Source organism: Pseudomonas sp. W2Aug9 (assembly GCF_023127755.1).
Lineage (GTDB): Bacteria > Pseudomonadota > Gammaproteobacteria > Pseudomonadales > Pseudomonadaceae > Aquipseudomonas > Aquipseudomonas synxantha_A.
The window spans coordinates 12,294-35,322 of the sequence record NZ_SPKL01000030.1; the positions used below are offsets into that span (position 1 = coordinate 12,294).

Consider the following 23,029-nt stretch of genomic DNA (forward strand, 5'->3'; position numbering starts at 1 on the left):
CGACGACAAAATCAGGCATTTTCCCCGTTCACGTAAGAGTTTTCCCAAATCGCCTGAATGGTGATCAACCGCGGTCAAGGCCGATTGCAATACGCGTTCAAGCCTTGCTGCAAAATACCAATCGCTTCACTGACGCCATCAACCGCAGGGCCCAATGCCAGGCGGTCCCGCTGTTCACACACCGCCTCCAATGTTTCACAACACGCGACCAACCCCTGCGCCTTGACCATCCGTGCGCCACCCTTGGCGCGATGGGCCAGGTCGTGCAGCTTGGCAAAGTCGGCCTGGCTTGACAGCTGTGAGAGCAAGGCACGGTCCGTTTCCAGGCTGTCGAGCAACGGCACCAGCAACTCGATAAGCGCGGGGCGATCGTCCCCCGTCAATGCGACCAGGGTGCTCAAGTCAAACGCCTGCATTTGTGGCGGGCCCAACTCGGCTGAACGCGAAGCCAATGCCGAGCGCAAGTCGTCCAGCCCGGTGGGTTTGAACAGGCAGCCGTCCATGCCGGCTTGCCGACAGCGCTCGGTTTCCTCCGGCTGGGCGTTGGCGGTGAACCCCAACAGCAGGCAAGGTGCCTGACCCCGTTCACGTTCTTGCGCACGAATCTCGCGCGCCAACTGGTAGCCATTCTTGAACGGCATATTGCAATCGGTGATCACACCGTCGAATTGTCCCGCCCGCCACTGCTCAAACCCTTGGACGCCATCTTCGGCCGTAGTGATCTGGTGGCCCAGGAAGGTCAACTGGCGCGCCAGCAGCAAGCGGTTGGCCGGGTAGTCATCCACCACCAGGATGCGCAGTGCGCGGCCCTCTGGCACGGCATCAGCAGTGTGTGCGGCATGGGTCGGCAAGCTGTCCGTCAGGGCCAGCGCCAGTGTCACATCCACCCGGGTGCCCTGCCCCAACACGCTGCTCAAGTGCAACTGGCCGCCCATCATTTCGCACAAGCTGCGGCTGATCACCAACCCCAGGCCAGAACCGCTGCGGGCCGACTGCTGGTTATTGCTGCCCTGGATAAACAGGCTGAACAATCGCTGCTGATCTTTGACGCTGATCCCAATGCCGGTGTCTTGCACCCATAGCTGCACATTCAACCGGTCGTCCTCGACTACCGCCCGCGCCCCGAGGCTTACCTGGCCGCTGGCGGTAAACTTGATGGCATTGCTCAACAGGTTCGACACCACCTGTTTGAAGCGTAGCGGGTCGACCAGCACCGTCCGCTCAACCAAGGACTCCAGCTGGACTTGCAGCGCCACCCCCTTGGCTCGCGCCAATCCCTCGAACACGCGCGCCACCGATGCCAGCAGCTCACGCAGATTGGCCGGCTCCAGGGTCAGCGACAAATGCCCGGACTCGATCCGCGCGATATCGAGAATGTCGCCAATCAACTCCAGCATGCCGCGCGATGCCACGGATGCCACTTCCAAGGCATCACGGTCGGCCCGCCCCTGTTCGGCATTTTTCAAGGCCAACTCGATCATGCCGATCACGGCGTTCATTGGCGTGCGGATTTCGTGGCTCATGGTCGCCAGGAAGGTAGTCTTGGCGCGGTTAGCGGCGTCGGCATCGTCCTTGGCTTCCTGCAATTGGCCCAGCAAGCGATGACGCTCGCTGACATCCACCCAACCGGCAATCATGCCCACCACCTTCTCGTCGCCGTCGCGATACGGCAGCATCCATTGGTAAATGGTCAGCACGTCGCCGTTGGGCACCTTGAGTATCCGGTCATGAATCTGCGGTTCACCGGCGGCCATCAAGCGCAGGTAATCCTCATGAAACGACTGGGCCTGTGGAGGATTGTTGACGTCGGTTTCCATCACCGTCTTGCCGATCACGTCTTCAAGCTTGTAACCAAACACATCGAGGTACGCATTGTTACAGGCCATCAACCGACCCTGGCGGTCGCGTACATAAATCGGATGCGGGGTGCCGTCGATCAATACGCTCATGAACCGCATCTGATCGCTGAGCGCCCGCTCGGCCTGCACGCGCTTACGAATCAGGCTGCGCAAGTAGATGATCCAACCCAGCGTGACCACCAACAACAGTGCGGCCAACCCGAAGCCCTGAATGATCACGTTGCGATAACGCAGCCAGTAGCTGTCCTCGATGATGACCTCGCTGCGCCATTGGCCAATCAATTCATCCATTTCCTGCGGTGTGATGCTCAGCAGTGCCTTGTCCAGGATCGAATACAGCTCCAACTGACTGCGGTTGACCCCGAAGGTCACGCGCGCCGGTTCAGTGCCGACCGTACTGGTGATACGCAAGCGGTCACGGTAATGCCGGGTGATCAGATAGCGCGCACTGATCAGCGAGTTCACGGCGCCCTCGGCGTCGCCATTGGCCACCAGCGCCATGGCTTGCAGCGGGTTTTCAACGTCGATAAACGCAACCCCTGGAAAGTTTTGCGCTATCTCATCATGCAGGCCATTGCCGGTCACCATGGCCAGGCGTTTGCCAACCATATCCTCCAGCGTGAGCGGGCTATCAGGGCTGTCGCGGGTCACCAGCACAAACGGGCTGGTCAGGTAGGGCCGAGTAAAGCGCACTTTGTCGGCACGTTCCGTACTGGGGGTAACCACCGCCAGCATATCCGCCGTGCCCGCACTGACAATATTGACCTGGCGCGGCAACGAACTGCCCGGTACCACATCGAACTTCAAACCGGTACGCAAGCTGATGCGCGACAACACCTCCGCACTCAGCCCTTCGAATTGCCCCTTGTCACCGATAAAAGACAATGGCAGAAAGTCGTTTAGCACCGCGACTCTGACCCGTGGATTTTTCTGCACCCAGCGTTGTTCATTGGCACTCAAGTGCAGCCGGTCGATGCCCACGATGCCCAGGTTGCCACCGCTCCAGCGGCGCAGGATTTCCATGTGCTCACTGGCGGGAATGGCCTCCAGCGCCGCATTGATGATCTGCAGCAGCCGCGTATTGTCCCGGGTGACGGCAAACGCAAACGGGTTGACCTCCAGGGTGGAAAAATCAGCCATGCGTACATTGTTCAGGTGGTTGCGATTGATCAGGTAATTGCTGCTGATGGCATCGCCCAGGTATACATCGGCGCGACCAAACGCCACGGCGCCAATGGCCTCGAAGGTCGAGGCAAAAAGCTCCAACTGTGCACGGGGGTAAAATGCCCGGACAGCGTCGGGCTGCATATAGTGATACAGCATTGCCACCCGCTTGCCTGCCAGGTCGTCACTCAACGCTTGGCTGTCACCGCTGCGAGTCACCAGGGTCGGTTGATCGTTGGCGTAGGAACGAGACAACTGCAATTGCTTGTCGGCAGCCTCATAGCCATTGGCGGAACCGAGAAAATCCACGTCACCCTGCTTCAGGGCCTGGACCACATCATCACGGGTTTCGTAACGCCGAACCTCGATGGAGATATGCAGGGCCTGGCCAATCAGCGCGGCAAAGTCGGCCGTGATACCTTCGAGTTCGTCGTTGTTATTGGTCAGGTCAAAAGGCACGTAATCGGGGGCAGAAATCCCCATGACCAATGTGCGCCGCTCGCGTAGCCAACGCCAATCAGCCTCGGTCATCTCTACTTTGGGGATTTCGAGGTGGGAGTGCCCCAACAGTTGCAAAGCCTGGGGCTCTTCAAAGGCCACCGCGATCAGGGGTAATAGGCTCATCCAAAGGATCGCGACGAACCTGGTCAACGCGGTGGTGATCATTTGCAGCTCAGATCAGATGGTTGCGCTGGGCAAACTTGGACAAATGCACCACCGAGGACATACGTAACTTCTCCTTGAGTCGAGTCTTGTAGGTGCTGATGGTCTTGTGGCTCAGCAGCATTTTCGCGGCCACTTCCTTATTGCCCAGCCCCAGGGCCAGCATCTGCAATACGGTCAATTCACGGTCCGACAATGACTCGATCATTTGTCGTTCCGTTTCCTGCAGGTCATCACGGCGTACCGAACTGGTCGGCAAACTGGGGAAGCAGCTGTAGCCCGACCTGATCGCCCTGATGGCTTTGATCAACTCGTCCAATTCCCCGGTCTTGGCCACGAACCCCATCGCTCCGGCACGCATACAGCGGGTAGAAAAGAACACCGCCATGTAAGAGGTGAGCACCAGAATCTTGCACGGCAGGGCCAGTGCCTTGACCCGGCTGATAACCTCCAACCCACCCAGTTTCGGCAGCGCAAGGTCGAGAATGATCAGCTCGGGACGTTGCTCCCTGGCCAACTGCATTGCATCTGCCCCATCCCCTGCTTGGTAGATTTCAGTAAACCCTTCCGATTTCAGAAGGTGTTTGACCGTCGCGCAGATAAATGGATGGTCATCCACAATTAATGCTTTGCTCATAAAACTTCCCTATGTGGACAAAATACCCTTACACATAACACCGGGACTGGATACCTGTGAGAAATGACAGTTCCGACGAGCGGCACTGCATACCCTCATGGCGATAACCAGGCGATGTCTGGCCCCTTCAATTAACTCAGCATAACCACGGACGCCGGACCACAACGACCCAACAGCCGCAAGTGCCCAACCTTACCAACGCCAAGATGTTTCAATTGAAGGGATATTCCTGACTATATGTAGGATTTTTCCACAACTAAGCTTAGCCAATCCTGGCGTGCCCAGAGGGATCAGTCGGTGGTACTCGGGCTCCAGAAGGCCTGTACCACCAGGGTTGACGTGGAGATGCGCGTCACCAGTGCATCCAGCTCATCGCCATCGACCGACGTTGCGGCCAGAGTGGCCTCGATTTCCACTTCTTCACTGCCGAATGGTCGCACGTCGACATCGCTGGCCGGGTAGTTACAGCGCGCCAGCTCGGCTTCCAACAGGACCATCACTGCCTGTTGCTGGCTGCGCCGCGCAATCACGTAAAGGATGTTGGTGACCTCTGCCGATACCACGTCCAGTGGCTGACGGTTGATGTTGTTGACGATCGGTCGCAGCAAGGTATTGGCCGCCAGCACAAACAGCGTGCCCAGCAATGCCTCAAGGATCAGGTCGGCACCGGCACAGGCGCCCACCGCCGCCGAAGCCCACAGGGTGGCCGCCGTATTGAGGCCGCGCACGTTGCCTTCTTCACGCATGATCACACCGGCCCCCAGGAAGCCGATGCCCGACACCACGTAAGCGACTACACGCACAGCGCCTTCCGCACCACCGAGGCGGTTGGCCATGTCGACAAAAATCGCCGCGCCCACCGCCACCAGCACATTGGTACGCAAGCCCGCGGTGCGCTGGCGGTACTGGCGCTCGAAGCCGATCAAACCACCCAAAATAAACGCCGCGCTGAGGCTGACCACGGTATCGATCAGGGAGTTGAGGTTGATGTTGTTGATTGCCTGCATAAAAAAATCTCCATGAATGCAGTGGCAAATTGGAAGCACCGCAGGTCCCTGTGGGAGCTGGCTTGCCTGCGATAGCGGCGCGTCAGCCAATGAATCAGGCGACTGATACACCGTCATCGCGGGCAAGCCCGGCTCCCACAGTTTTTGCGGTGTTGCATAAAACGTATTACTGCCAGCCAAACTTGCGGATGTAGTAGCCCTTCACCGCTTGGATCAGCGCCATGTACGCCAGCAAAATCGCGGGCAAAAATACGAAGTACAGCGACGCCAGCGCCTGCAATGTGAAGTAGTGCGCCAGGCTGGGCGGTACTTCGCGGCTGACACTGGCGTCAGTCACAGTCTCAAGCATCTCCAGGCGGAGAAAATGGCCCGCCGGCCGTAAAAGGCAGGCGCGTCCGTAGCATCCAGGCGTTACCCCGGTGCTGGTCAGCGTCGATGAGAGGGATTCAGGCAGGCGCCAGGACGGGCCACTGCCGGGATACCGCTTCTCGCTTTGTGAGGCGAGACAACGGCATCTGGAAAATGCGCGTTACCTTGCCAAGTAGATGCCGGTTACCGAAACCGGCCGACGACTGTCACTCGAACAAGTACCCACTGAGGGTCTCCGCTATTAATGAAAACGCGCGAAGCTTACGCCCCGATGGTGGCCGAGTAAACCGTAGGAAGGTGCCCACATGGAGAACACGAAAATTCTTCAGGATGGGTTCAGGAATGCCTTTCTCAACCCCATCTGCCAGCAAATGTGGGAGGGGGCTTGCTCCCGAAGAGGTGTGTCAGCTACGCATTCACTGCCTGACACACTGAATTCGCAGATACGCCCCAGCTATGGGCCAGGTGCTGTGCTTTCATTCATGAGCTTGCCTGCTATCGGCCGGCGCTTGGACACGATCTTCGAGACTGTAATCGCGCACTACCTGAGCAATACGCAGGTGGTAGTCAGCAAAAACCTGCCGACGGCCTGCTGATTGAGCTGCTCGATGTAGCTCAAGGCTGCGCCACTGCTGGATTGCTTCCTCGTCACGCCAGAATGATAGCGACAGCAGTTTTCCAGGTTCACTCAGGCTCTGGAAACGCTCAACTGAAATGAAACCATCGATTTGAGCCAGCAGGGGCTTGAGTTCGGCAGCGAGGTCGAGATAACGCTGGTAGTGCTCCTCGTGCGGCCAGGCTTCAAAAATAACAGCGATCATTGTTGAGTCTCCTCATCACGGCAGAACTGCGGGATACGGCCATTCAGGGAAGGCAAATAACGCCAGCGATAATCACGGGCAGAAGCGTTGGGCTGTCGATGCAAGAATGCCGAAATCACTTCTGAGGCAATAGCCAATGCCAAGGGTTGGCCTGGACATTGATGTCTGCCTGAGCCGAAGCTGAAGGTTCGTCGTTGCGCCCGCTCAAGCAAGAAGCTGTCGGGGTCTGGGTTGGCGCAGGGGTCTCGGTTGGCAGCAGCGAGCAATAATAAAATGGTATCGCCCGCCTCTAAAACGCTGTCGCCAATCTTGCATCGCCTGGCAACAAACCGCCGAGTGTTTTGTACCGGTGAATCGTGGCGCGCGACCTCTGCCACCCACTCAGCGACAAGCGTCGGTGTGGCTTGCATACCTTCAAACAGCTCAGGCTTACGTTGGAGCGCTATAAGGGTGTTGCCGATCAGCCCGGCGGTGGCTTCGCAGGTCTGTGACAATAGCCCGATCAGATTCGCGATCAATGCATCATCGTCTTCCCAGGCTGAAGCGTCGTAATCGCTATAAAGACGGCCCAACACACCACTACCTCTATCATCGTTACTCAGCAGCGTTTGGAACATTTGGCTCAGCCGTGCCGCCGCGCAATGGGCTTTACCGAGTTGAGCCTCGTCACTTAACGGCGACAGACAGGCAACAAAATCCCGTGTCAGCTGCACGACTTCCTTTAGCTGGCTGGATGTGAAACCTATCAAGGATGCAATGACCGAAACCGGCAACGTGAACATCCACTCATTCGGGTTATCGCCCGAGATATCAAATGTCTCGACGACCTGCGCCACGAGGCCTGCGATGTTTTGCGTGCCCATCGAGGCCAGGATGGGCTCGATAACCCTGCGCGGGCACTGATGTTGCGTCCCCTCGTTCATGCGCATCAAACGACCGAAAACGTGACCTGCGGCGCCTTGCGCAAGGGCAGTTGGAATCGGCTCGTGCAGTGGACGTACAAGGCAGTCGGGATGTTCCAGAATGGCCTCGACAACGCCGGCGCCACTGGCAATCCATACACCAAGATCTGCATCGAACAACAGTTCCCTTTGCTGCCTGAGGCATGAGTAATAAACGTAGGGATCGACATGAGTAGCGGCTTCAAACGGCGTCATTTTGGCAGTCCTTTTCACAAAGAACGGCTACTATCGAGCAATCGTCCCCCCCACAATTCGCTCAGGAACGAAATATGGATTCCCAAAGCAATGACACTGCTATTTCCCGTGTCGCAGGCGCCATTGCGGAGCCCGCGAGGACGAAAATGCTTTGTTCGCTGATGGACGGTCACGCCCGTACCAGCACCGAATTGGCAGTCATCGCCGATGTCAGTGCATCCACGGCGAGCGCGCACTTGGCAAGGCTCAAAGAGGACGGTTTGATAAAACTGCACACGCAGGGCAGGCACCGCTACTTCAGCCTGGCAGACGCGCACGTGGCCCAAGCTATCGAAGCTCTCATGGTGATCAGCCGAAACGCGCAGACCCAGTTCGTTTCGACGGCCCCCGGTCGATTGCAGTTGGCGCGGACCTGTTATGACCACATGGCAGGATCCCTGGCTGTACAACTGCACGACTATTTCATCGACGCCGGCTGGTTGAGCATGCCAGTCGCTGGTGACGGTACGTATCAGCTCAGCGTGGAGGGCGAAAAAGCGATGACAGGGCTCGGTGTCGAGATAGAAACCGTAAGGGCACAGCGACGTCGTTTCGCTTGCTCATGCCTGGATTGGAGCATGCGCCGCCCTCACCTCGCCGGCGCACTCGGGGCCGCTGTTCTACAAGCCGTTATAAGCCGCAAATGGGTGATCCAGGACCTTGATAGTCGAGCATTGGCCTTGACGCCCAAGGGGCGAAAGGAGCTGTACGGCAGATTTGGGATCACGGTTGAAAGCAAGGAGCTGGAGAAATCAGGCACCGCTCCCACTTAAGACAGGTACAGGCTACGGCGTACTGGGCCGGTCCCGCTCGACCAACGCCAAGTAGCCGTCAATGGTCGACTTGCCGAGAGGCTTGACCTGGATCGATACCCTATTCACCTGGCGCCCCATGGTGATGCCCTCGCGAGTTCGCACCTGTACATACCCAAGCCTGGGCCAAAAACGCTCGGCCCTGGTATTGCCCACCACCACCGTCAGTCGCAGCCATTGGGCACCCTTGGCCGCCGCCCATGCCTCAAGGTCCGAGTGCAAGCGCTGCGCCAGCCCGCTGCCGTGCCAGCGCATATGCACCAGCAGCAAGCCGATATGCCATACCCCGGCAGCGAGCAAGTCCGCGGCAATATTCACCACGGCGACCAGTTGATCCTGCGTATCGCGGTAGCCCAGCCAGTACATGCGGCTGCACTGCCAGCCAGCGGGTAACTGACCGTGTAATTCTTCCCGTGCTTCGCTCGGGGTAGCCGGCTCGCCATTCACCGCGAGGAAGTAATCCGGTGCCTGTTCAAAAAACTGCTGCAACTCAGCCTCATCGCAGCCAAGCAGCTCAACCACCCGAATGTCTTTGAGGGAGCAGCCAGGCAACACCTGTGGGTCAACGTCCATGTTCAATCTCTTCAATCATCCCGGGTCAGCACTTCCAACAATTCAATTTCGAAACGCAGGTTACTGTTGGGTTTGATATGCGCGCCCATGGAACGCTCGCCATAGGCCAGGTGCGCCGGCACATACAACGCACGTACCCCGCCGACCTGCATCCCCATCAACCCCTGGTCCCAGCCCTTGATCACGCGACCGGTGCCAATCACGCACTGGAACGGCTTGCCCCGCTCCCACGACGAATCGAACACTGTGCCATCTTCCAGGGTGCCGGTGTATTGGGTGGTGATCAGCGCGCCCTTGACCACGGTTTTTCCAGTGCCCGGGCGGATGTTGTTGATCTGCAGTTCGTCGTTGCTCATGGGGGTCTCATTGAAGGCGTGAAAGGCTGGGGTTTTCCCAGAATCGGCTGGGTTTGGCAAGTGTAGGAACAGTCGGAACAATGACATTTCCCTTTAACTTGAAGGACGTTTCCGAGAGAATCCCAACCGCTTGCGCCGCTCACATTGCGTGGCTAGTCTTCGTCGGTCACTGCCAGTTCAGTGACCGGGTTTAGCAGCCCGCCGATGTGACTAGGCGCTAAGCGCCACCTTTTGCAGGGCGCTTTTTTTCGGCCCACGCTTCATGGTGGCCGTGCGCAGGGCACCCTCGGGTGCACCGGGTTCCTAGTCACCGGTCTGCTAACCTGCGTATGGCCGCCACCCTTCAATCGTTTAGCAGCGATGGTGACGGCTCCTTACCGACTAGAGGAGCTTCAAAATGGACAAACTTGTCCCCGCACCACCCGCCCCAGAACTGCAATTCTTCGCCACCACACCCGACCTCAGCTTCGAAGACGCCCTGGCCCATGCCAGCAGCGTATTGCGTTGCGCAGCCGTTGCCGCGCAGACGGCGGGTGAGCAGTTGGATGGCACATCACGCACCCTGGTGATATCGGTCACGCACCTGGTGGAGATGGCCAGCGTGATGGTGGACCGCTCGCTGGAATACATACAGCCGCGCTGACCCGGCGACACATGTTGTGATGAGGGAGAGTCCCCTCATCACATGAAACCATCAATGACTCAAGGTTTAAGCCTTGCCAGCAAGGTCTCGGAGCCCGAAAGCAACTCCAGCTCCTGCAATACATCATTGACAGCGCCGACAGTCCCAAAGTCTTCAGGGTTGGCGGCCCCATCGACCACATTCTTCAACGCGGTCAAAAAATCCAACCTGCCCGAATCCACCCGATCAGACTTGCTCAACTTAGGTGAAATACGTGTACGGGCACTGAAAATTTGTTCTTCAAGGTAAACGCTGAACTCAGACTTTTTCATTGCAAAGCTCCATCTTCAGATTGTACTGCACACGCAGCAGCCTACGAAGATCGGTGTACCTTGCCTACTGTCAGAGATAACAGGTCTGTACGAGTGACTACAACCAATGCCACGACCAGCGTACAGCACTTATGGCACTGGTGCGGTCTAAGGTGGGAGGCAGCTTCCCGATGGCGGCGCATCAGTCACTCCATCACTGAATGACACCCTGCTATCGGGAGCAAGCCCCCTCCCACATATTGATTTGCGTGCAGCCCCGGTTTCTACAACCAATGCCAGAACCGGCTCCAGAAGCCTCGCCCCAACTCATCCTTGCACCCGGCATATTGCCGCGCATACATCTGCGAGCGCGCCTGTACCTTGCTCGCTACCGGCGGCAGCCAGGCTTTGCTGGCGTAGGTGCGCTGGCGGTAGCCGCCCCAGCCTTCGTGGTAGTTCAGGTATTGGCCATAGGCGTCGTATTTGTAGACGCCATTGATGGTGTAAGTCTTGTCCATGTACCAGCCGATAAAATCGATGGCGTCGTCGAAGTCTTCGCGATCAGCGCCGCTGCGGCCGGTGGCTTTGCGGTAGTCGTTCCACACTTCATCCTTGGCTTGGGCGTAGCCCGCAGCGGTGGACACTCGGCCCCAGGGGATGATCCACAACAGGTATTTACGCGGGGTCTTGGCGTCGTAGCGAAAGCCCGACTCCTGATACATGATCGCAAACGGCACCTGGATCGGCACGCCCCAGCGCTTTTGCGTGACCTTGGCGGCGTCGTACCAGTCATCTTTTTCGCGAAAGATGCCGCACAGGTCATTGGGCGTGCGTGGCGGCGAGGTGCCACACGCCGCCAACAGAGAAGTGAGTAATAACAGTCCAACGGCTTTGCCTGCGCTCAAGGGACACCTTTGCGGGATACGGGTAAAAGGCCAGCATTTTACCCGTTCCCACAGGCGGCGTCCTTGCCGCAGACAGTTTTACGACAAAGGCACGCGACGGGTAGTCAACGCGATACGACCAATAAAGAAGCTCAAAGCCGCGCCCAACAGCAGCATGGCCAAGGTGCTCCATGCAGCGCGGGACAATTGCTTGGCGGCCACTTCACCGGCTTCACGGGCTTTTTGTTCAGCCTGTTTTTTCAGCTCATCGACCTTCTGCATGGCTTGCTGATAAGCCTGGGCATAGTTGTCGACAATCTGGGTGGCTTCTTCTTTGCTCTTGCCGGTACGGGCCGCGACGATGTTGACCAGGGCTTCTTTATCCGCTGCATTCAAGGCTGGCTCGCCGGACGCTTTTACGCGCTCGAACCACTGCTTGAGCTCGTCACCGGCCTGGGCAGGGTTGGTCGCTGCATCGGTGGCCGATTGTTTGCCATCGGCAGCCGCCTGGTCGGCTTTTTGCTCAACGTTGGCCGGGTCCAATTCCGCCTTGCCGCTTTGCTTGAGCAAGGTATCGAGTTGGCCTTGCAGGCTGTTCCAGTCCAGCTCGATCCCCTGCTCGTTCAACTGCTGCTTGATGCTGTTGCCGATCCCCGGCGCTGCGGCCGCAATGCCACTTCCGGCAGCAGACAAGCCTTTACCCACGACGTTGCCGGCGGTGCCGACGACGCTGGAAGCCAAGCCTGCCAACAGCCAGGTGGTCAGCAAGGTGGTCAGGGTCCAGGTCAGCACCCCGTGCAGGCCGCCACGATCCGGCGCCGTGCGTCCAGCCACAAACGCACCCAACGCAATGGCGACCAAGGTCGAGACAAACAACCAGATACCCGCACCCGTGCCGAAGCCGCTCAACGGGTTACCTGCTTCCATCGGGTCAACGGCGCTGGCGCCGATAGCCGTACCCAACACACTCAACACCAGGTAGGTCACCAGTGCGATTGCACTACCGGCCAATACCGAGCTCCATGACACACGAAATAGCGATCGATTGGTTTCATAGACAGTGGTCATACAAAGGTCCTTTTCAAATTTAGAAGCAAGGCAATGCGCCTTGTTGAGTGTGAGTGTGGCGAAACGACATACGTTCAGTCCTGGCTCATATGCACCAGGCCGGGTGGTGCATTCGCACTCCTCCCAAGGCAAATTCTCTGCACTATCCTGAAGCCGGGATGTCGTACTCGAATGCACTCAAGCCTCGCCCCTTCGGAGACGTTATGACCCAGGATGTTCTCGCCAAAGAAACCAATCGCCGCCAGTTGCAGCAGATCATTTCCGGGTTGTCCGACGGTGTGATTCTGGCCGAGGTCGACCAGACCATCCTCTGGGCCAATGACGCTGCCTTGACCATGCACGGGGTCAGCGCCGTCGAAGACCTGGGCGCCAATACCGAGGCCTACGCCGAGCGTTTCGCCTTGCGCTATCGCAATAACCATCCTTTACAGCTGGACAGCTACCCGTTAAGCCGCGTGGCCGCTGGTGAAGAGTTCAGCGATGTGGTGGTGGAAGTCACCCCTGCCGCCGACGAGAGTCGCTACTGGGTGCACCGCTTGCGCAGCCTGATACTGTCCGACGCGCAGGGTGAGCCGGAGTTGCTGGTGCTGATCCTCAGCGACGCCACCGAATGGGCGAGCGCCGAGCAACGCTTTGAAAAAACCTTCAACGCCAACCCCGCACCCGCCGTGATCTGCCGCCTCAGCGACCTGCGCTACATCAAGGTCAACCAGGGTTTTCTGGAGATGACCGGCTACAACCGTGACCAGGTCATCGGCAAATCCGTGTATGAACTGGACGTGCTGGAACAGGCCGAGCGCAAGGACCTGGCGATCCAGCGCCTGGGCGAAGGCGCAACTATTCCGCAGATGCAGGCTGAACTGAGATTGCCCGAAGGTGGCAGCAAACTGGTGATCGTCGCCGGCCAACCGTTGGACATGAACGAGGAAGACTGCATGTTGTTTTCCTTCACTGACCTTGAGCCGCGACGCAAAGCGGAAATTGCCTTGCGACAGAGTGAAGAGCGCTTCGCCAAATCCTTCCGCCTGACGCCGGTGCCGACCCTGGTGTGCAGCGCCGACAACCGCCAGGTGGTGGATGTCAACGAAGCCTTCATGACCATCACCGGCTACATCAGCGAGGAGTTGATCGGCAAATCCATCGAAGACATCAACTTTATCGACAGCCCCCAGGCCGGCGCGCAGTTGTTCGCCACCCTGGAAAAAGCCGGCAACCTGGACGGCCAGGACCTCAAGGTGCGCAAGAAAGGCAACGAGGTGATCGACTGCGTGGTGTCCGCCGACACGGTGATCATCCAGGACGTGCCCTGCTACCTGATGGTGCTGATGAACATCACCGAACGCAAACGTTCGGAGCTGGAACTGGTGGCGGCCATCGAGGAAGTCATGCAGGACGCGTCCTGGTTCAGCCAGACCCTGATCGAGAAACTGGCCAACGCCAAGAGCGTCAACAGCCCCAACCTGCCGAACGTCTCATTCACCGACCTGACCGCCCGTGAGCGTGATGTGCTGGGCCTGATCTGCGAGGGCCTGGCAGACAAGGAAATCGCCTCGCGCCTGAAACTGGCGCCCAATACCGTACGCAACCACGTGGCCACTGTGTATTCCAAGCTGGGGGTGCACAGCCGCAGCGCGGCCATCGTTTGGGCCCGTGAACGCGGGCTGTTCGCCGGTGAATTGCGCCTTAAAAACAAACCCTGACCCTTGCAAATGCACTAGTCCACCTAGTGCGAATTCGCCTTATGGCGCGCGGGTGCACGCCATAACCTTCAAGGGATCGTATTTATGCCTTGAAGGAATCTGCATGTTTACCCTCTCTCAACTGCGCAACTGCATCGAAGAAGGCCTGTCACCGCTGACGTGCGAATTCACCCTGTGCCGGGATGCGTCCTTGACCCTCAAGGTCTACGACGCAGAAACCGGCCGTGTCGACCTGGTGGTTACCGGCATCAGCACCAATCGCCTGCAAACCCCGCAGGAAGTGGCGAAGATGGTGGATGAGTTGCGCTACGAACTGCAAAGCAACAACGTCGGCAAGCTCACGCTGGATGATTTGCCTTCATCGCCGCCCCCATGAAATAGAACACCCCGCCGCCAATGATAAACGCCCCCAGCATATAGAACATGTAGTGGGCCGGCAGGCTGGCCAGCACCAGCCCACAAAGCACCGGCCCCAGCGCGGCACCGAGATTGGACAGGTTCTGCGCCCCGTAATACATGCCCCGCAGGTGGTCCGGGGCGATTCGGTCGATAAACATGTACTCGGCCGGGAACACGATGATTTCCCCTACGGTAAACACCGCCATTGCCAATACCCACCACAACACGCTGGTGGACAGCGCGAAACCGATCAACCCCAGCATGAACATGCTCAAGCCCGCGATCAGCCATTGGCTGAGATAGCGATGCGAAATGCGCCGACCAATCAGGTACTGCAAGGCAATCACCAGCACGGCGTTGGTGGTCAGCACTGCGCTGATCACGGTGTAGGTGTATTCGGCGGTGGTGGTGGTTACCAGGTATTGAGACAGGTAGGCCGTGAACTGGCCGAACACCACCGCACTGAGCAAACCGCCGAGGGTGAAACACACCAGGCGACGATCTTGCAGCAGCACACGGGCGACGGCCAGAAACGGCACCGGTTTTTGCGTGGCATCCACAGTGGCCAAGGTGCGGTCGCCCCACCGCCAATACAGCAGGAAAAAACCGAGCCCCAACAGCGCCGACAGAATAAACGGCAGGCTGATATCCAGCTTGGCCACCATCGCCCCGAAGGCCGGCCCCACGGCATAACCGATATTGGTGAGGGTATATTTGATTGAAAACACTTCACTGCGTGCGTCTTCGGGCAACAGGCTGGCGAAGCCGGCTTTCACCGCAATGTCGATGACCGCGTAGGCCAGGTTGATCAGGATCAGGCAGCCATAGAACGCCCAGATATCCTGCGCCAACAGCGTGCCGATAAACCCCAGTACAAACACCAGGCTCAATGCGAGCAACAGCCGATAGCTGTTGATGCGGTCGACCAGGAAGCCGCCGTACACGCTGAGCAGCGAGCCGACGATCAGCGAACTGCCGATCACCAGGCCAACCTGGGTAATGTCCAGGGCGAAGTGGCTGGTGAGGTAGATCACCAGGTAGGGAAAGGTGATGGCCTTGGCCAACGTCAGCAGCAAGGTGGCGCACAGCAGCAGATTCACCGTGCGGGGGTAGGTTCTTATTGTGGCAAGCATCCTGCTTCTTTCCTGTGAAGGTAACGCGACCATTGCGGTCGGTTACCTTAACGCATGAACCACGAAACGAGCAGGTGGCCCGGCAGAATTATTTCTTGACCGGCGTAATCTCAAGGATGGTGCCGTTGGTGGTTTTGAGCAGGACGTACTTGTCGCCTACACGCGCCCATTGGCTCTCATCCTCAGGCTGTTTGAGGCCGCGCTTTTTCCAGTCTTTAATCGCTGATTCCTCGCGCATCAACATGTCCGGGGCGCGATCACCTTCTTTCAAATCACGGGCGTTGATGTTTGAAGGTTGCACGGTTTCCTGAGGGGTATCGCCGGCCTGCACTACAGCGCTGGCGGTGGAAAAGCTGGCAGCGACCAGCAGGCAAGCGGCTAAGGTTTTCGACTTCATGGGTGCTCCTTCAATTAATGGTGCGTACCCAGGTTCCGACCGCGGCGGCGCAGAATCATTCAGCCCGCTCAGTTTCCCCTGTGGCCAGCTCGGCCTTGCTGACCCATAAAGTCCGGCCAACAATTGTCCCACCCGATCCGCATCCGATCGCGTGCTACACCCCTGCAGCTCCTGTTCCAGCAAGAATAAATACGCTTCAAACTCCCTCCCGATTGCCTCCATGAAATTAATCATGTAATTTTTCATGAAATTATTCGAACTAAATTTCATGAACCAGCAACAAGAACTCGCCACTCTCGCGACCCTGATCCACGACCTGCGCAAGCACAAGAAACTCACCCTGGCGCAATTGGCACAAAAGATCGAGCGCTCGGTGGGGTTTGTGTCCCAAGTGGAACGCGGGTTGTCGCAACCCACCGTCGCCGACCTGACCGCCATCAGCCACGCCCTCGATGTGCCCACCACCTATTTCTACAGCCTGCCCAAACCCAAGGCGGTGGACTGGGTGACCCGCCCCAACGAGCGGCGCACGGTGTATTACGCCAATGGCATCACCGACATCCTGGTGTCGCCGAGCATGAACGGTGCTTTCTCGATGCTCGACAGCTTGTTGGCCCCCGGTGCCAACAGCGGCGAGCAAAGCATGAGCGATCGCGCCGAGCAGGCTGGCTTTGTGCTGGAGGGCGAGCTGACCCTGTGGGTTGAGGGTGAGTCCGATGCAGTCACCCTCTACGAAGGCGACAGTTTCCACCTGGCCAGTTTCGCCCACTGCCGCTACGCCAACCTGACCGACCTGCCCGCCCGCGTCCTGTGGGTTTACAACTAGGAGCTGCACCCGTGAAAAGCCCATCTGCAACGTTGCTGGCCGAAGTACGGACCTTTCGCCAGAACCACCCCGACGTGCGTTATGTCGACCTGATCGCCCTGGACATTCCCGGGCATTTCTACGGCAAGCGCTACCCGGTGGAGATGCTTGAAAAAGTCGCCGCCGGCAGCCCGTTGAAGTTGCCGCAGAACGCGGTATTGCTGGGGGCTCAGGGCGGGTTGTTCAAGATTGGCGACTACTGCTTCAACGACGGTGACCCGGATGCCAATCGCCGCCTGGTGCCGGGCACATTGAAGCCGGTTAGCTGGGAATCGCAGCCCTTGGGGCAAATGCTCATCACCTCGGACGGCACCGCAGCGCCGATCGAGTTCGAGCCCCGCGAAGTATTGGCCAAGGTGCTGGAACGCTTGCAGCACAAGGGCATCCACCCGGTGGTAGCGTTTGAGCTGGAGTTCTATCTGTTCGATAAGAAGCTCGACAACGGCCTGCCGCAATTTGCCCGAGACCCGCTCAGTGGTGACGCCGACGACCAGCCCAACCTGCATATCGAGCGGCTCTCGCGCTTCAGCGAAGTGCTCGACGACATGGCGCAAACCGCCCAGGAACAGGGTATCGACATCACCGTGATCACGGCCGAGATTGGTCCCGGCCAGTTCGAGATCAACTTTGGCCACTGCGACGACGGCTTGCGCGCCGCCGACTGGGCCGCACTGTTCTGCCGCAGCACCCGGGGCGTGGCACTCAAGCACGGTTACCGCGCCAGTTTCATGGCCAAGCCCTACCTGCAATTTCCCGGCAGCGGCATGCATGTGCATGTCAGCCTCTACGACGCGGCGGGCAATAACCTGCTTGCCGCTCATCAACAGCAACCGCTGCGCCACGCCGTGGCCGGTTGCCTGGAGCTGCTGCCGCATTGCATGCCGATCTTCGCGCCCAACCACAATGCCTTGCGCCGCCTGGGTGGCACCGTCAACGCCGCCACCCGCGCCAGTTGGGGCTTTGAAGACCGTGACGCGTGCGTGCGCATCCCCGAGTCCGACCCGCGCAACCTGCGGATCGAGCACCGCCTGGCCAGCGCCGACGCCAACCCCTACCTGGTGCTGGCGGCGATCCTGATGGGCCTGGAGCATGGGCTTGAGGCCAAGCGCGAGCCGATCACATCGCTGAACGAAGACCGTAACAGCGGTACCGATTTCCCGGTGGAGATGCTCGACGCCGTGCGCGCCATGCAGCAGCAACCGGTAGTGCGCGACAAGCTGGGCGCGGAATTTGTCGATGTATATTGCGAGAACAAGCGCCAGGATCACTTGGCTTTCCAGCAAGAGATTCATGCGCGGGAATATCGCTGGTTTCTTTAAAAACTACCGAAACTGACTTACCCAAAACCTGACTTAAATCAAAGAAAGGCTCTAGCACGGGCCTTTCAGACGGATAAATTGTCGAACAATCCTGGCTTTTGCCGTTGAGACCCATTATCATCCGGCGCCTTCTCGCTACCCGCCGGGTAGCTGTTTCAATGTGTCACCCGAGGCGCCCATGTACCGTTTTTCGTTTCACCGCCCTTTGATTGCCATCAGTCTGGGGCTTGTTTCCCATTCCGTCAGCGCTGCCCTGCAACCTATTGCCGAAGCGCCGCTGGCCAACGACACCGAATTGCACTGCCACTTCAACCGCGACGCCAGTACCGACTGCACCACCACTTACCGCTACACAATCCTCAAGCCCAACGGCCGCGAAATGCTTTCGCGCATCGACTTCGATTACTCCGAAGGCGATACCTTTGAGGTGATCAGCGCACAGTCCACCCAGCCTGGCGCCAAGCCGGTCCCCCTGGCGGCCACTCAAATCGACACGCGCAGCGCGCCCAACCCGGACCAGGGCTTCAGCCGCGACAAACAAACCTCCCTGGCCTTCCCCAACTTGCGCGTGGGCACAAAGATCCGCTACACCGTACGCCAGCACTACCCGGCCAAACCGCTGATGACCCAGTTCCATTACGTGCTCAAGTTCGGCCCCGGCGCGGCCCGCCGTGATCGCTTCAAGGCGCGCTTTACCGCCGAACGCCCGATCCAGTGGCGCAGTGAAATGTTCGACGCGTTCAACGTGACCCCTTCGAGCAACGGCAAGACCCTGGACGTGGCGCTTAAAGCCCCGATCTACCTCAACTACATCAATGAATCCTCCGCTGCCGCCCTGCTGCGCATCCCACGCCTGGAAGTCGGTAGCGCCGTGGAACGCCAGGCTTACTTCGGTGATTTCGCCCAGCGTTACAACCAGATTCTCGGCGCCAACCTGCCGGCGCAAGCCGCCGCCGCCGTGGCCGCCGCACGCAGCCTGGCACCGGCCGAGCAAGTGGCTGCGCTGATGCAGCACATCAATGATCACTACCGCTACCTGGGTGACTGGCGGGCCAGCGAGCGTGGTTATGTGCCATTCAGCCTGGCGGAAATCGAGCAGCATGGCTACGGCGACTGCAAGGACCTGGCGACGCTGCTGACGGCCATGCTCAAGGCCAGTGGCATCAAGGCCGAGACCGCGTGGGTGAGCCGTGGCGATGTGGTCCACTCCTTGCTGATTCCGGGTACCCAGGCGCCTAACCACGCCATCGTGCGTGCCGAAGTGAATGACCAGGTGTGGTGGCTTGACCCGACCAATCCGGTCTTCGCCCCGGGCCAGATCATGCCCGACATTCAGGACCGCTGGGTGCTGGTCAACGACGCCCTGGGCCACGTGCGCGAAGAACACATTCCATTGGAACGGCCCGAAGTCTCGATCCGCCTGGACAAACAGGTGCAGTACGGCAAAGAAGGAGATGGCGCGGTGAAAGCTACTATCACCTTCAGCCGCCTGCCGCTGATGCAAATGAGCGTCGCCGACCGCCAGCAAGGCACCACCGCCACCGACCAGAATATCTGCGCCAACTTCGGCAACGACATCAGCGACTGCCAGATCACCCGTGAACCTACCGGCTTTGTGGTGCATGACGGTTATAGCGTCACCGCGCGCATGAATGATCAGCGCGCCCTGGAAAAACTGGCCAATGACTATGTCTACACCGACCCGTCGTTGAAAGACCGGTGGGAGGGCTACATCAACTATCGCCGCCAGGGGCAGCAGGCCGACCTTTACTTGGGCAACCCGGAAACCTACGACTACACCTACACCCTGACAGGCGGGAAGATGGAAAAAGCCATCCCCGGCTGCACAGTGCGCTCGCCCTGGTACGACCTGGACCTGGACGGAAAACTGCAGGATGGCTCGCTGCGCTACCACTATCGCCTGAGCCAGAAGAAACGCTGGCTGACCCATGCTGAAGTGGCCAGTGATGCGTTCGGCAAGATGATTGACGAGGCTCGGGCGTGTGCCGAGCAGGTGCATCAGGTAGTCAAGCTCTAAAATCAAACTCAGATCAAATGTGGGAGCTGGCTTGCCTGCGATGGCGGCGGGTCAGCTTGCACATGCGTGACTGATACACCGCCATCGCAGGCAAGCCAGCTCCCACCTTTTAGTCCGTGTGTGTCAGCGGGATTCGCCGAGTAGCAAACTCTGCTCGCGCGCGCACAACTCCACCACATAATCCCACAACACCCGCAACCGCACCGACTTGTGCAACTCCCGACGCGAGCTGATCCAGTAGCTGCGCTGGATGCTCTCTGCCGGCAGCAACGGCACCAAATCCTTGTCGCCCGCCGCCATAAAGCATGGCAACACGGCAATGCCCAACCCCGAACGCGCCGCCTGGTGCTGGGCGATCACGCTGGTGCTGTGGAACACCACCTTGGGGTTGCGACAGAAGCTGTTGAGGAACTTCAGTTCCTGGCTGAACAGCAGGTCATCGACGTAATCGATCCAGGCATGGGCGGCGAGGTCTTCGCGCTTTTCGATCGGCGGGTTGCGCGCAAGATAAGCGCGGCTGGCATACAGCGCCAGGCGGTAGTCGGTGAGTTTGCGTGTCACCAATTGATCGACGCTGGGGCGTTCCAGGTGGATGCTGATCTCCGCTTCGCGATTGAGGATGCTGACAAAACGCGGTACGGCCACCAGCTCCACTTCCAGACCTGGGTAACGCTCGAACAACCCGCCCATGCGCCCGGCGAGGAACATCACGCCCAGACCTTCGGCGACCCCCAGACGTATCTTGCCCAAGGGCGCGGCTGAGTGGGTGAGTTCGTCTTCGGCCAGCAGCGCCACGTTCTCCATGACTTCGGCATGTTTGAGCAGCGCCTCGCCCGCGGGTGTCAATTCGTAGCCTTGGGCGTGTTGCACAAACAGCGCGGTGCCGAGGCTTTTCTCGATGGCCTCGATATGCCGGGCCACGGTGGCATGCGTGGTTTTCAAGCGTTGCGCGGCGGTGAGCAGGCGGCCACTGCGCTGCAACTCGAGAAAAAACCGCAGGTCATTCCAGTCGAACATATCGCCTCCATTGCCTGAGCCCGGACCGCGCTGTTTAAAAACGCACAGCAGCTGGGTAAAAACTAACATTTTTAAGACGAAAACTAACAACTAGGATGGGGCCAACAAGAAAAACAAGCGAGCCCCCAGATGCCCATTGCAACTGCTGAATACGATTACATCGTGGTCGGCGCCGGCCCCGCCGGTTGCCTGCTGGCCAATCGTTTGTCCGCCAACCCGGCCCACCGCGTCCTGCTGCTGGAAGCCGGTGGCCGCGATAATTACCCCTGGATCCACATCCCCGTCGGCTACCTGTTCTGCATCGGCAACCCGCGCACCGACTGGTGCTTCAAAACCGAAGCGCAGGCCGGCCTGCAAGGTCGCGCCCTGAGTTACCCACGGGGCAAAGTGCTCGGCGGCTGCTCGTCCATCAACGGCATGATCTACATGCGCGGCCAAGCCCAGGACTACGACGGCTGGGCGGCAGCAGGCAACCCGGGCTGGGCCTGGAAGGATGTGTTGCCGCTGTTCAAACACAGCGAAAACCACTTTGCCGGTGGATCGGAATTCCACAGCGATGGTGGCGAGTGGCGCGTCGAGCAGCAGCGCCTGTCGTGGCCAATCCTCGATGCGTTTCGTGAGGCGGCAGCCCAGAGCGGCATCGCCAACATCAATGATTTCAACCAGGGCGACAACGAAGGCTGCGGCTACTTCCAGGTCAACCAGAAGGCCGGGGTGCGCTGGAATGCGGCGAAGGCGTTTCTCAAGCCGATCCGCCAACGCCCCAACCTGACTGTGTTGACGGAGGTGGAGGTCGACCGTGTGCTGCTGGAAAACGGCCGGGCCTCCCAGGTTGTCGGGCGCCAACACGGCCGACAGCTCAGCTGGAAAGCGCGCAAGGAGATCATATTGTGCGCCGGTGCCGTGGGCTCGCCGGGCATTCTGCAGCGTTCCGGGATCGGCCCCACCAACGTGCTCAAACCGTTGGGCATTGATGTGGTGCATGAACTGCCGGGCGTGGGCGGCAACCTGCAAGATCACCTGCAACTGCGCCTGATCTACAAACTGGAAAATGCGCGCACCCTGAACCAGATCGCCGGCACGCTGTGGGGCAAGATGGGCATGGGCCTGCGCTACCTGTACGACCGCAGCGGTCCGCTGTCGATGGCGCCCAGCCAGCTTGGCGCATTTGCCCGCTCCGGGCCGGAGCAGACGTCGGCCAACCTTGAATACCATGTGCAGCCGCTGTCCCTGGAGCGCTTTGGCGAACCGTTGCACGGCTTCCCGGCGTTTACCGCGTCGGTCTGCGACCTGCGCCCGCAAAGCCGCGGCCGCGTGGATATTCGCTCGGCCAACCCGGCGGATGCCCCGCTGATACAACCCAACTACCTCAGCCACCCCGAGGACTTGCGCGTGGCCGCCGACGCCATCCGCCTGACCCGGCGCATCGTCGCCGCGCCCGCCTTGAGCCAGTTCAAGCCGGTGGAATACCTGCCTGGCGATGCGCTGCAAACAGAAGCACAACTGCACGAAGCCGCGGCACGCATCGGCACCACCATTTTCCACCCGGTGGGCACCTGCCGCATGGGCGATGACAAGGACGCCGTGGTCGACAGCCAACTGCGTGTGCATGGCATCCCCGGGCTGCGCATTGCCGATGCGTCGATCATGCCGCGCATCACCTCCGGCAATACCTGCTCACCGACGCTGATGATCGCCGAGAAGGCCGCGCAGTTGATCCTTTCACCGAACACTGTAGGCGCGAGCTTGCTCGCGAAAAACCCACCCGCACCGCGCACCGCAGGGCACCCCGCGTAATCGTTGACGATATATGAAGAAA

Annotated in this window: 22 protein-coding genes; 8 read left to right on the plus strand and 14 right to left on the minus strand. The window is 59.2% G+C overall.

The window, feature by feature from the left end:
* Window positions 1-74: 74 nt before the first annotated feature.
* From E3O56_RS19455 to E3O56_RS19480, 6 genes are all read right to left on the minus strand, one after another.
* Window positions 75-3,647, minus strand: coding sequence for a transporter substrate-binding domain-containing protein (locus E3O56_RS19455; protein WP_248128821.1), 3,573 nt, complete (start codon window positions 3,645-3,647; stop codon window positions 75-77).
* Between the two features lie 49 nt (window positions 3,648-3,696).
* A complete protein-coding gene (locus E3O56_RS19460; RefSeq protein WP_032876719.1) occupies window positions 3,697-4,323 on the minus strand; it encodes a response regulator transcription factor in 627 nt (208 codons plus the stop codon).
* A 290-nt stretch (window positions 4,324-4,613) separates the two neighbouring features.
* A complete protein-coding gene (locus E3O56_RS19465; protein WP_005786976.1) occupies window positions 4,614-5,330 on the minus strand; it encodes an MgtC/SapB family protein in 717 nt (238 codons plus the stop codon).
* A gap of 166 nt (window positions 5,331-5,496) precedes the next feature.
* Window positions 5,497-5,667 carry a hypothetical protein gene (locus E3O56_RS19470; RefSeq protein WP_216092241.1) on the minus strand — a complete coding sequence of 57 codons (171 nt, stop codon included), beginning with the start codon at window positions 5,665-5,667 and terminating at the stop codon, window positions 5,497-5,499.
* Window positions 5,668-6,175: 508 nt separating this feature from the next.
* Window positions 6,176-6,520, minus strand: coding sequence for an antibiotic biosynthesis monooxygenase (locus tag E3O56_RS19475; RefSeq protein WP_032876723.1), 345 nt, complete (start codon window positions 6,518-6,520; stop codon window positions 6,176-6,178).
* A complete protein-coding gene (locus E3O56_RS19480; RefSeq protein WP_248128822.1) occupies window positions 6,517-7,677 on the minus strand; it encodes a cytochrome P450 in 1,161 nt (386 codons plus the stop codon). Before E3O56_RS19480 ends, E3O56_RS19475 begins: the two co-directional genes overlap by 4 nt.
* Window positions 7,678-7,751: 74 nt before the next feature.
* On the opposite strand from E3O56_RS19480, the gene E3O56_RS19485 reads away from it, so the two are divergent.
* Complete coding sequence (locus tag E3O56_RS19485; RefSeq protein ID WP_248128823.1) at window positions 7,752-8,489, plus strand: helix-turn-helix transcriptional regulator; 738 nt, start codon at window positions 7,752-7,754, stop codon at window positions 8,487-8,489.
* 12 nt (window positions 8,490-8,501) lie between these two features.
* Here the strand turns inward: E3O56_RS19485 and E3O56_RS19490 are convergent, their stop codons facing one another.
* Window positions 8,502-9,101 (minus strand): GNAT family N-acetyltransferase, encoded by a 600-nt coding sequence (locus E3O56_RS19490; protein ID WP_248128824.1) that lies wholly within the window; start codon window positions 9,099-9,101, stop codon window positions 8,502-8,504.
* An 11-nt stretch (window positions 9,102-9,112) separates the two neighbouring features.
* Window positions 9,113-9,457 (minus strand): FKBP-type peptidyl-prolyl cis-trans isomerase, encoded by a 345-nt coding sequence (locus tag E3O56_RS19495; RefSeq protein WP_248128825.1) that lies wholly within the window; start codon window positions 9,455-9,457, stop codon window positions 9,113-9,115.
* A gap of 397 nt (window positions 9,458-9,854) precedes the next feature.
* Here E3O56_RS19495 and E3O56_RS19500 point away from each other — a divergent pair, with 397 nt between their 5' ends.
* A complete protein-coding gene (locus E3O56_RS19500; RefSeq protein ID WP_248128827.1) occupies window positions 9,855-10,100 on the plus strand; it encodes a DUF3077 domain-containing protein in 246 nt (81 codons plus the stop codon).
* 59 nt (window positions 10,101-10,159) lie between these two features.
* Here the strand turns inward: E3O56_RS19500 and E3O56_RS19505 are convergent, their stop codons facing one another.
* The 3 genes from E3O56_RS19505 to E3O56_RS19515 form a co-directional block, all read right to left on the minus strand.
* The gene (locus E3O56_RS19505) at window positions 10,160-10,411 is read right to left on the minus strand and encodes a hypothetical protein (protein ID WP_103735345.1); all 252 of its coding nucleotides are present in this window, start codon (window positions 10,409-10,411) and stop codon (window positions 10,160-10,162) included.
* A 263-nt stretch (window positions 10,412-10,674) separates the two neighbouring features.
* Window positions 10,675-11,295 carry a hypothetical protein gene (locus E3O56_RS19510; RefSeq protein ID WP_005786964.1) on the minus strand — a complete coding sequence of 207 codons (621 nt, stop codon included), beginning with the start codon at window positions 11,293-11,295 and terminating at the stop codon, window positions 10,675-10,677.
* 78 nt (window positions 11,296-11,373) lie between these two features.
* Window positions 11,374-12,342 (minus strand): hypothetical protein, encoded by a 969-nt coding sequence (locus tag E3O56_RS19515; RefSeq protein ID WP_248128828.1) that lies wholly within the window; start codon window positions 12,340-12,342, stop codon window positions 11,374-11,376.
* A 203-nt stretch (window positions 12,343-12,545) separates the two neighbouring features.
* Here E3O56_RS19515 and E3O56_RS19520 point away from each other — a divergent pair, with 203 nt between their 5' ends.
* Window positions 12,546-14,042: a helix-turn-helix transcriptional regulator gene (locus E3O56_RS19520; RefSeq protein ID WP_248128830.1), complete on the plus strand. Its 1,497-nt coding sequence runs from the start codon at window positions 12,546-12,548 to the stop codon at window positions 14,040-14,042.
* Window positions 14,043-14,145: 103 nt separating this feature from the next.
* A complete protein-coding gene (locus E3O56_RS19525; protein WP_032876742.1) occupies window positions 14,146-14,418 on the plus strand; it encodes a DUF1652 domain-containing protein in 273 nt (90 codons plus the stop codon).
* Here E3O56_RS19525 and E3O56_RS19530 read toward each other — a convergent pair.
* A complete protein-coding gene (locus tag E3O56_RS19530; RefSeq protein WP_032876744.1) occupies window positions 14,381-15,574 on the minus strand; it encodes an MFS transporter in 1,194 nt (397 codons plus the stop codon). The genes E3O56_RS19525 and E3O56_RS19530 overlap by 38 nt on opposite strands.
* 88 nt (window positions 15,575-15,662) lie before the next feature.
* Window positions 15,663-15,971: an RcnB family protein gene (locus E3O56_RS19535; protein ID WP_005786954.1), complete on the minus strand. Its 309-nt coding sequence runs from the start codon at window positions 15,969-15,971 to the stop codon at window positions 15,663-15,665.
* Window positions 15,972-16,239: 268 nt separating this feature from the next.
* Here E3O56_RS19535 and E3O56_RS19540 point away from each other — a divergent pair, with 268 nt between their 5' ends.
* The 3 genes from E3O56_RS19540 (at window position 16,240) to E3O56_RS19550 (ending at window position 20,193) form a co-directional block, all read left to right on the plus strand.
* The gene (locus E3O56_RS19540) at window positions 16,240-16,797 is read left to right on the plus strand and encodes an XRE family transcriptional regulator (RefSeq protein ID WP_032881000.1); all 558 of its coding nucleotides are present in this window, start codon (window positions 16,240-16,242) and stop codon (window positions 16,795-16,797) included.
* An 11-nt stretch (window positions 16,798-16,808) separates the two neighbouring features.
* Window positions 16,809-18,155 carry a glutamine synthetase family protein gene (locus E3O56_RS19545; protein WP_032876747.1) on the plus strand — a complete coding sequence of 449 codons (1,347 nt, stop codon included), beginning with the start codon at window positions 16,809-16,811 and terminating at the stop codon, window positions 18,153-18,155.
* Between the two features lie 178 nt (window positions 18,156-18,333).
* Complete coding sequence (locus E3O56_RS19550; RefSeq protein WP_248128832.1) at window positions 18,334-20,193, plus strand: DUF3857 domain-containing protein; 1,860 nt, start codon at window positions 18,334-18,336, stop codon at window positions 20,191-20,193.
* A 123-nt stretch (window positions 20,194-20,316) separates the two neighbouring features.
* Here E3O56_RS19550 and E3O56_RS19555 read toward each other — a convergent pair whose 3' ends face one another.
* Complete coding sequence (locus tag E3O56_RS19555; RefSeq protein ID WP_148854144.1) at window positions 20,317-21,210, minus strand: LysR family transcriptional regulator; 894 nt, start codon at window positions 21,208-21,210, stop codon at window positions 20,317-20,319.
* A gap of 129 nt (window positions 21,211-21,339) precedes the next feature.
* Here E3O56_RS19555 and E3O56_RS19560 point away from each other — a divergent pair, with 129 nt between their 5' ends.
* The gene (locus tag E3O56_RS19560) at window positions 21,340-23,007 is read left to right on the plus strand and encodes a GMC family oxidoreductase N-terminal domain-containing protein (protein WP_103735349.1); all 1,668 of its coding nucleotides are present in this window, start codon (window positions 21,340-21,342) and stop codon (window positions 23,005-23,007) included.
* Window positions 23,008-23,029: the final 22 nt, after the last annotated feature.

Coding starts and splice junctions, on each gene's coding strand:
- E3O56_RS19475 (WP_032876723.1), bottom strand. CDS start 6,520: ATGATCGCTGTTATTTTTGAAGCCTGGCCGCACGAGGAGCACTACCAG.
- E3O56_RS19530 (WP_032876744.1), bottom strand. CDS start 15,574: ATGCTTGCCACAATAAGAACCTACCCCCGCACGGTGAATCTGCTGCTG.
- E3O56_RS19485 (WP_248128823.1), top strand. CDS start 7,752: ATGGATTCCCAAAGCAATGACACTGCTATTTCCCGTGTCGCAGGCGCC.
- E3O56_RS19555 (WP_148854144.1), bottom strand. CDS start 21,210: ATGTTCGACTGGAATGACCTGCGGTTTTTTCTCGAGTTGCAGCGCAGT.
- E3O56_RS19490 (WP_248128824.1), bottom strand. CDS start 9,101: ATGGACGTTGACCCACAGGTGTTGCCTGGCTGCTCCCTCAAAGACATT.
- E3O56_RS19455 (WP_248128821.1), bottom strand. CDS start 3,647: ATGAGCCTATTACCCCTGATCGCGGTGGCCTTTGAAGAGCCCCAGGCT.
- E3O56_RS19525 (WP_032876742.1), top strand. CDS start 14,146: ATGTTTACCCTCTCTCAACTGCGCAACTGCATCGAAGAAGGCCTGTCA.
- E3O56_RS19515 (WP_248128828.1), bottom strand. CDS start 12,342: ATGACCACTGTCTATGAAACCAATCGATCGCTATTTCGTGTGTCATGG.
- E3O56_RS19550 (WP_248128832.1), top strand. CDS start 18,334: ATGTACCGTTTTTCGTTTCACCGCCCTTTGATTGCCATCAGTCTGGGG.
- E3O56_RS19535 (WP_005786954.1), bottom strand. CDS start 15,971: ATGAAGTCGAAAACCTTAGCCGCTTGCCTGCTGGTCGCTGCCAGCTTT.
- E3O56_RS19500 (WP_248128827.1), top strand. CDS start 9,855: ATGGACAAACTTGTCCCCGCACCACCCGCCCCAGAACTGCAATTCTTC.
- E3O56_RS19480 (WP_248128822.1), bottom strand. CDS start 7,677: ATGACGCCGTTTGAAGCCGCTACTCATGTCGATCCCTACGTTTATTAC.
- E3O56_RS19520 (WP_248128830.1), top strand. CDS start 12,546: ATGACCCAGGATGTTCTCGCCAAAGAAACCAATCGCCGCCAGTTGCAG.
- E3O56_RS19495 (WP_248128825.1), bottom strand. CDS start 9,457: ATGAGCAACGACGAACTGCAGATCAACAACATCCGCCCGGGCACTGGA.
- E3O56_RS19465 (WP_005786976.1), bottom strand. CDS start 5,330: ATGCAGGCAATCAACAACATCAACCTCAACTCCCTGATCGATACCGTG.
- E3O56_RS19460 (WP_032876719.1), bottom strand. CDS start 4,323: ATGAGCAAAGCATTAATTGTGGATGACCATCCATTTATCTGCGCGACG.
- E3O56_RS19505 (WP_103735345.1), bottom strand. CDS start 10,411: ATGAAAAAGTCTGAGTTCAGCGTTTACCTTGAAGAACAAATTTTCAGT.
- E3O56_RS19540 (WP_032881000.1), top strand. CDS start 16,240: ATGAACCAGCAACAAGAACTCGCCACTCTCGCGACCCTGATCCACGAC.
- E3O56_RS19560 (WP_103735349.1), top strand. CDS start 21,340: ATGCCCATTGCAACTGCTGAATACGATTACATCGTGGTCGGCGCCGGC.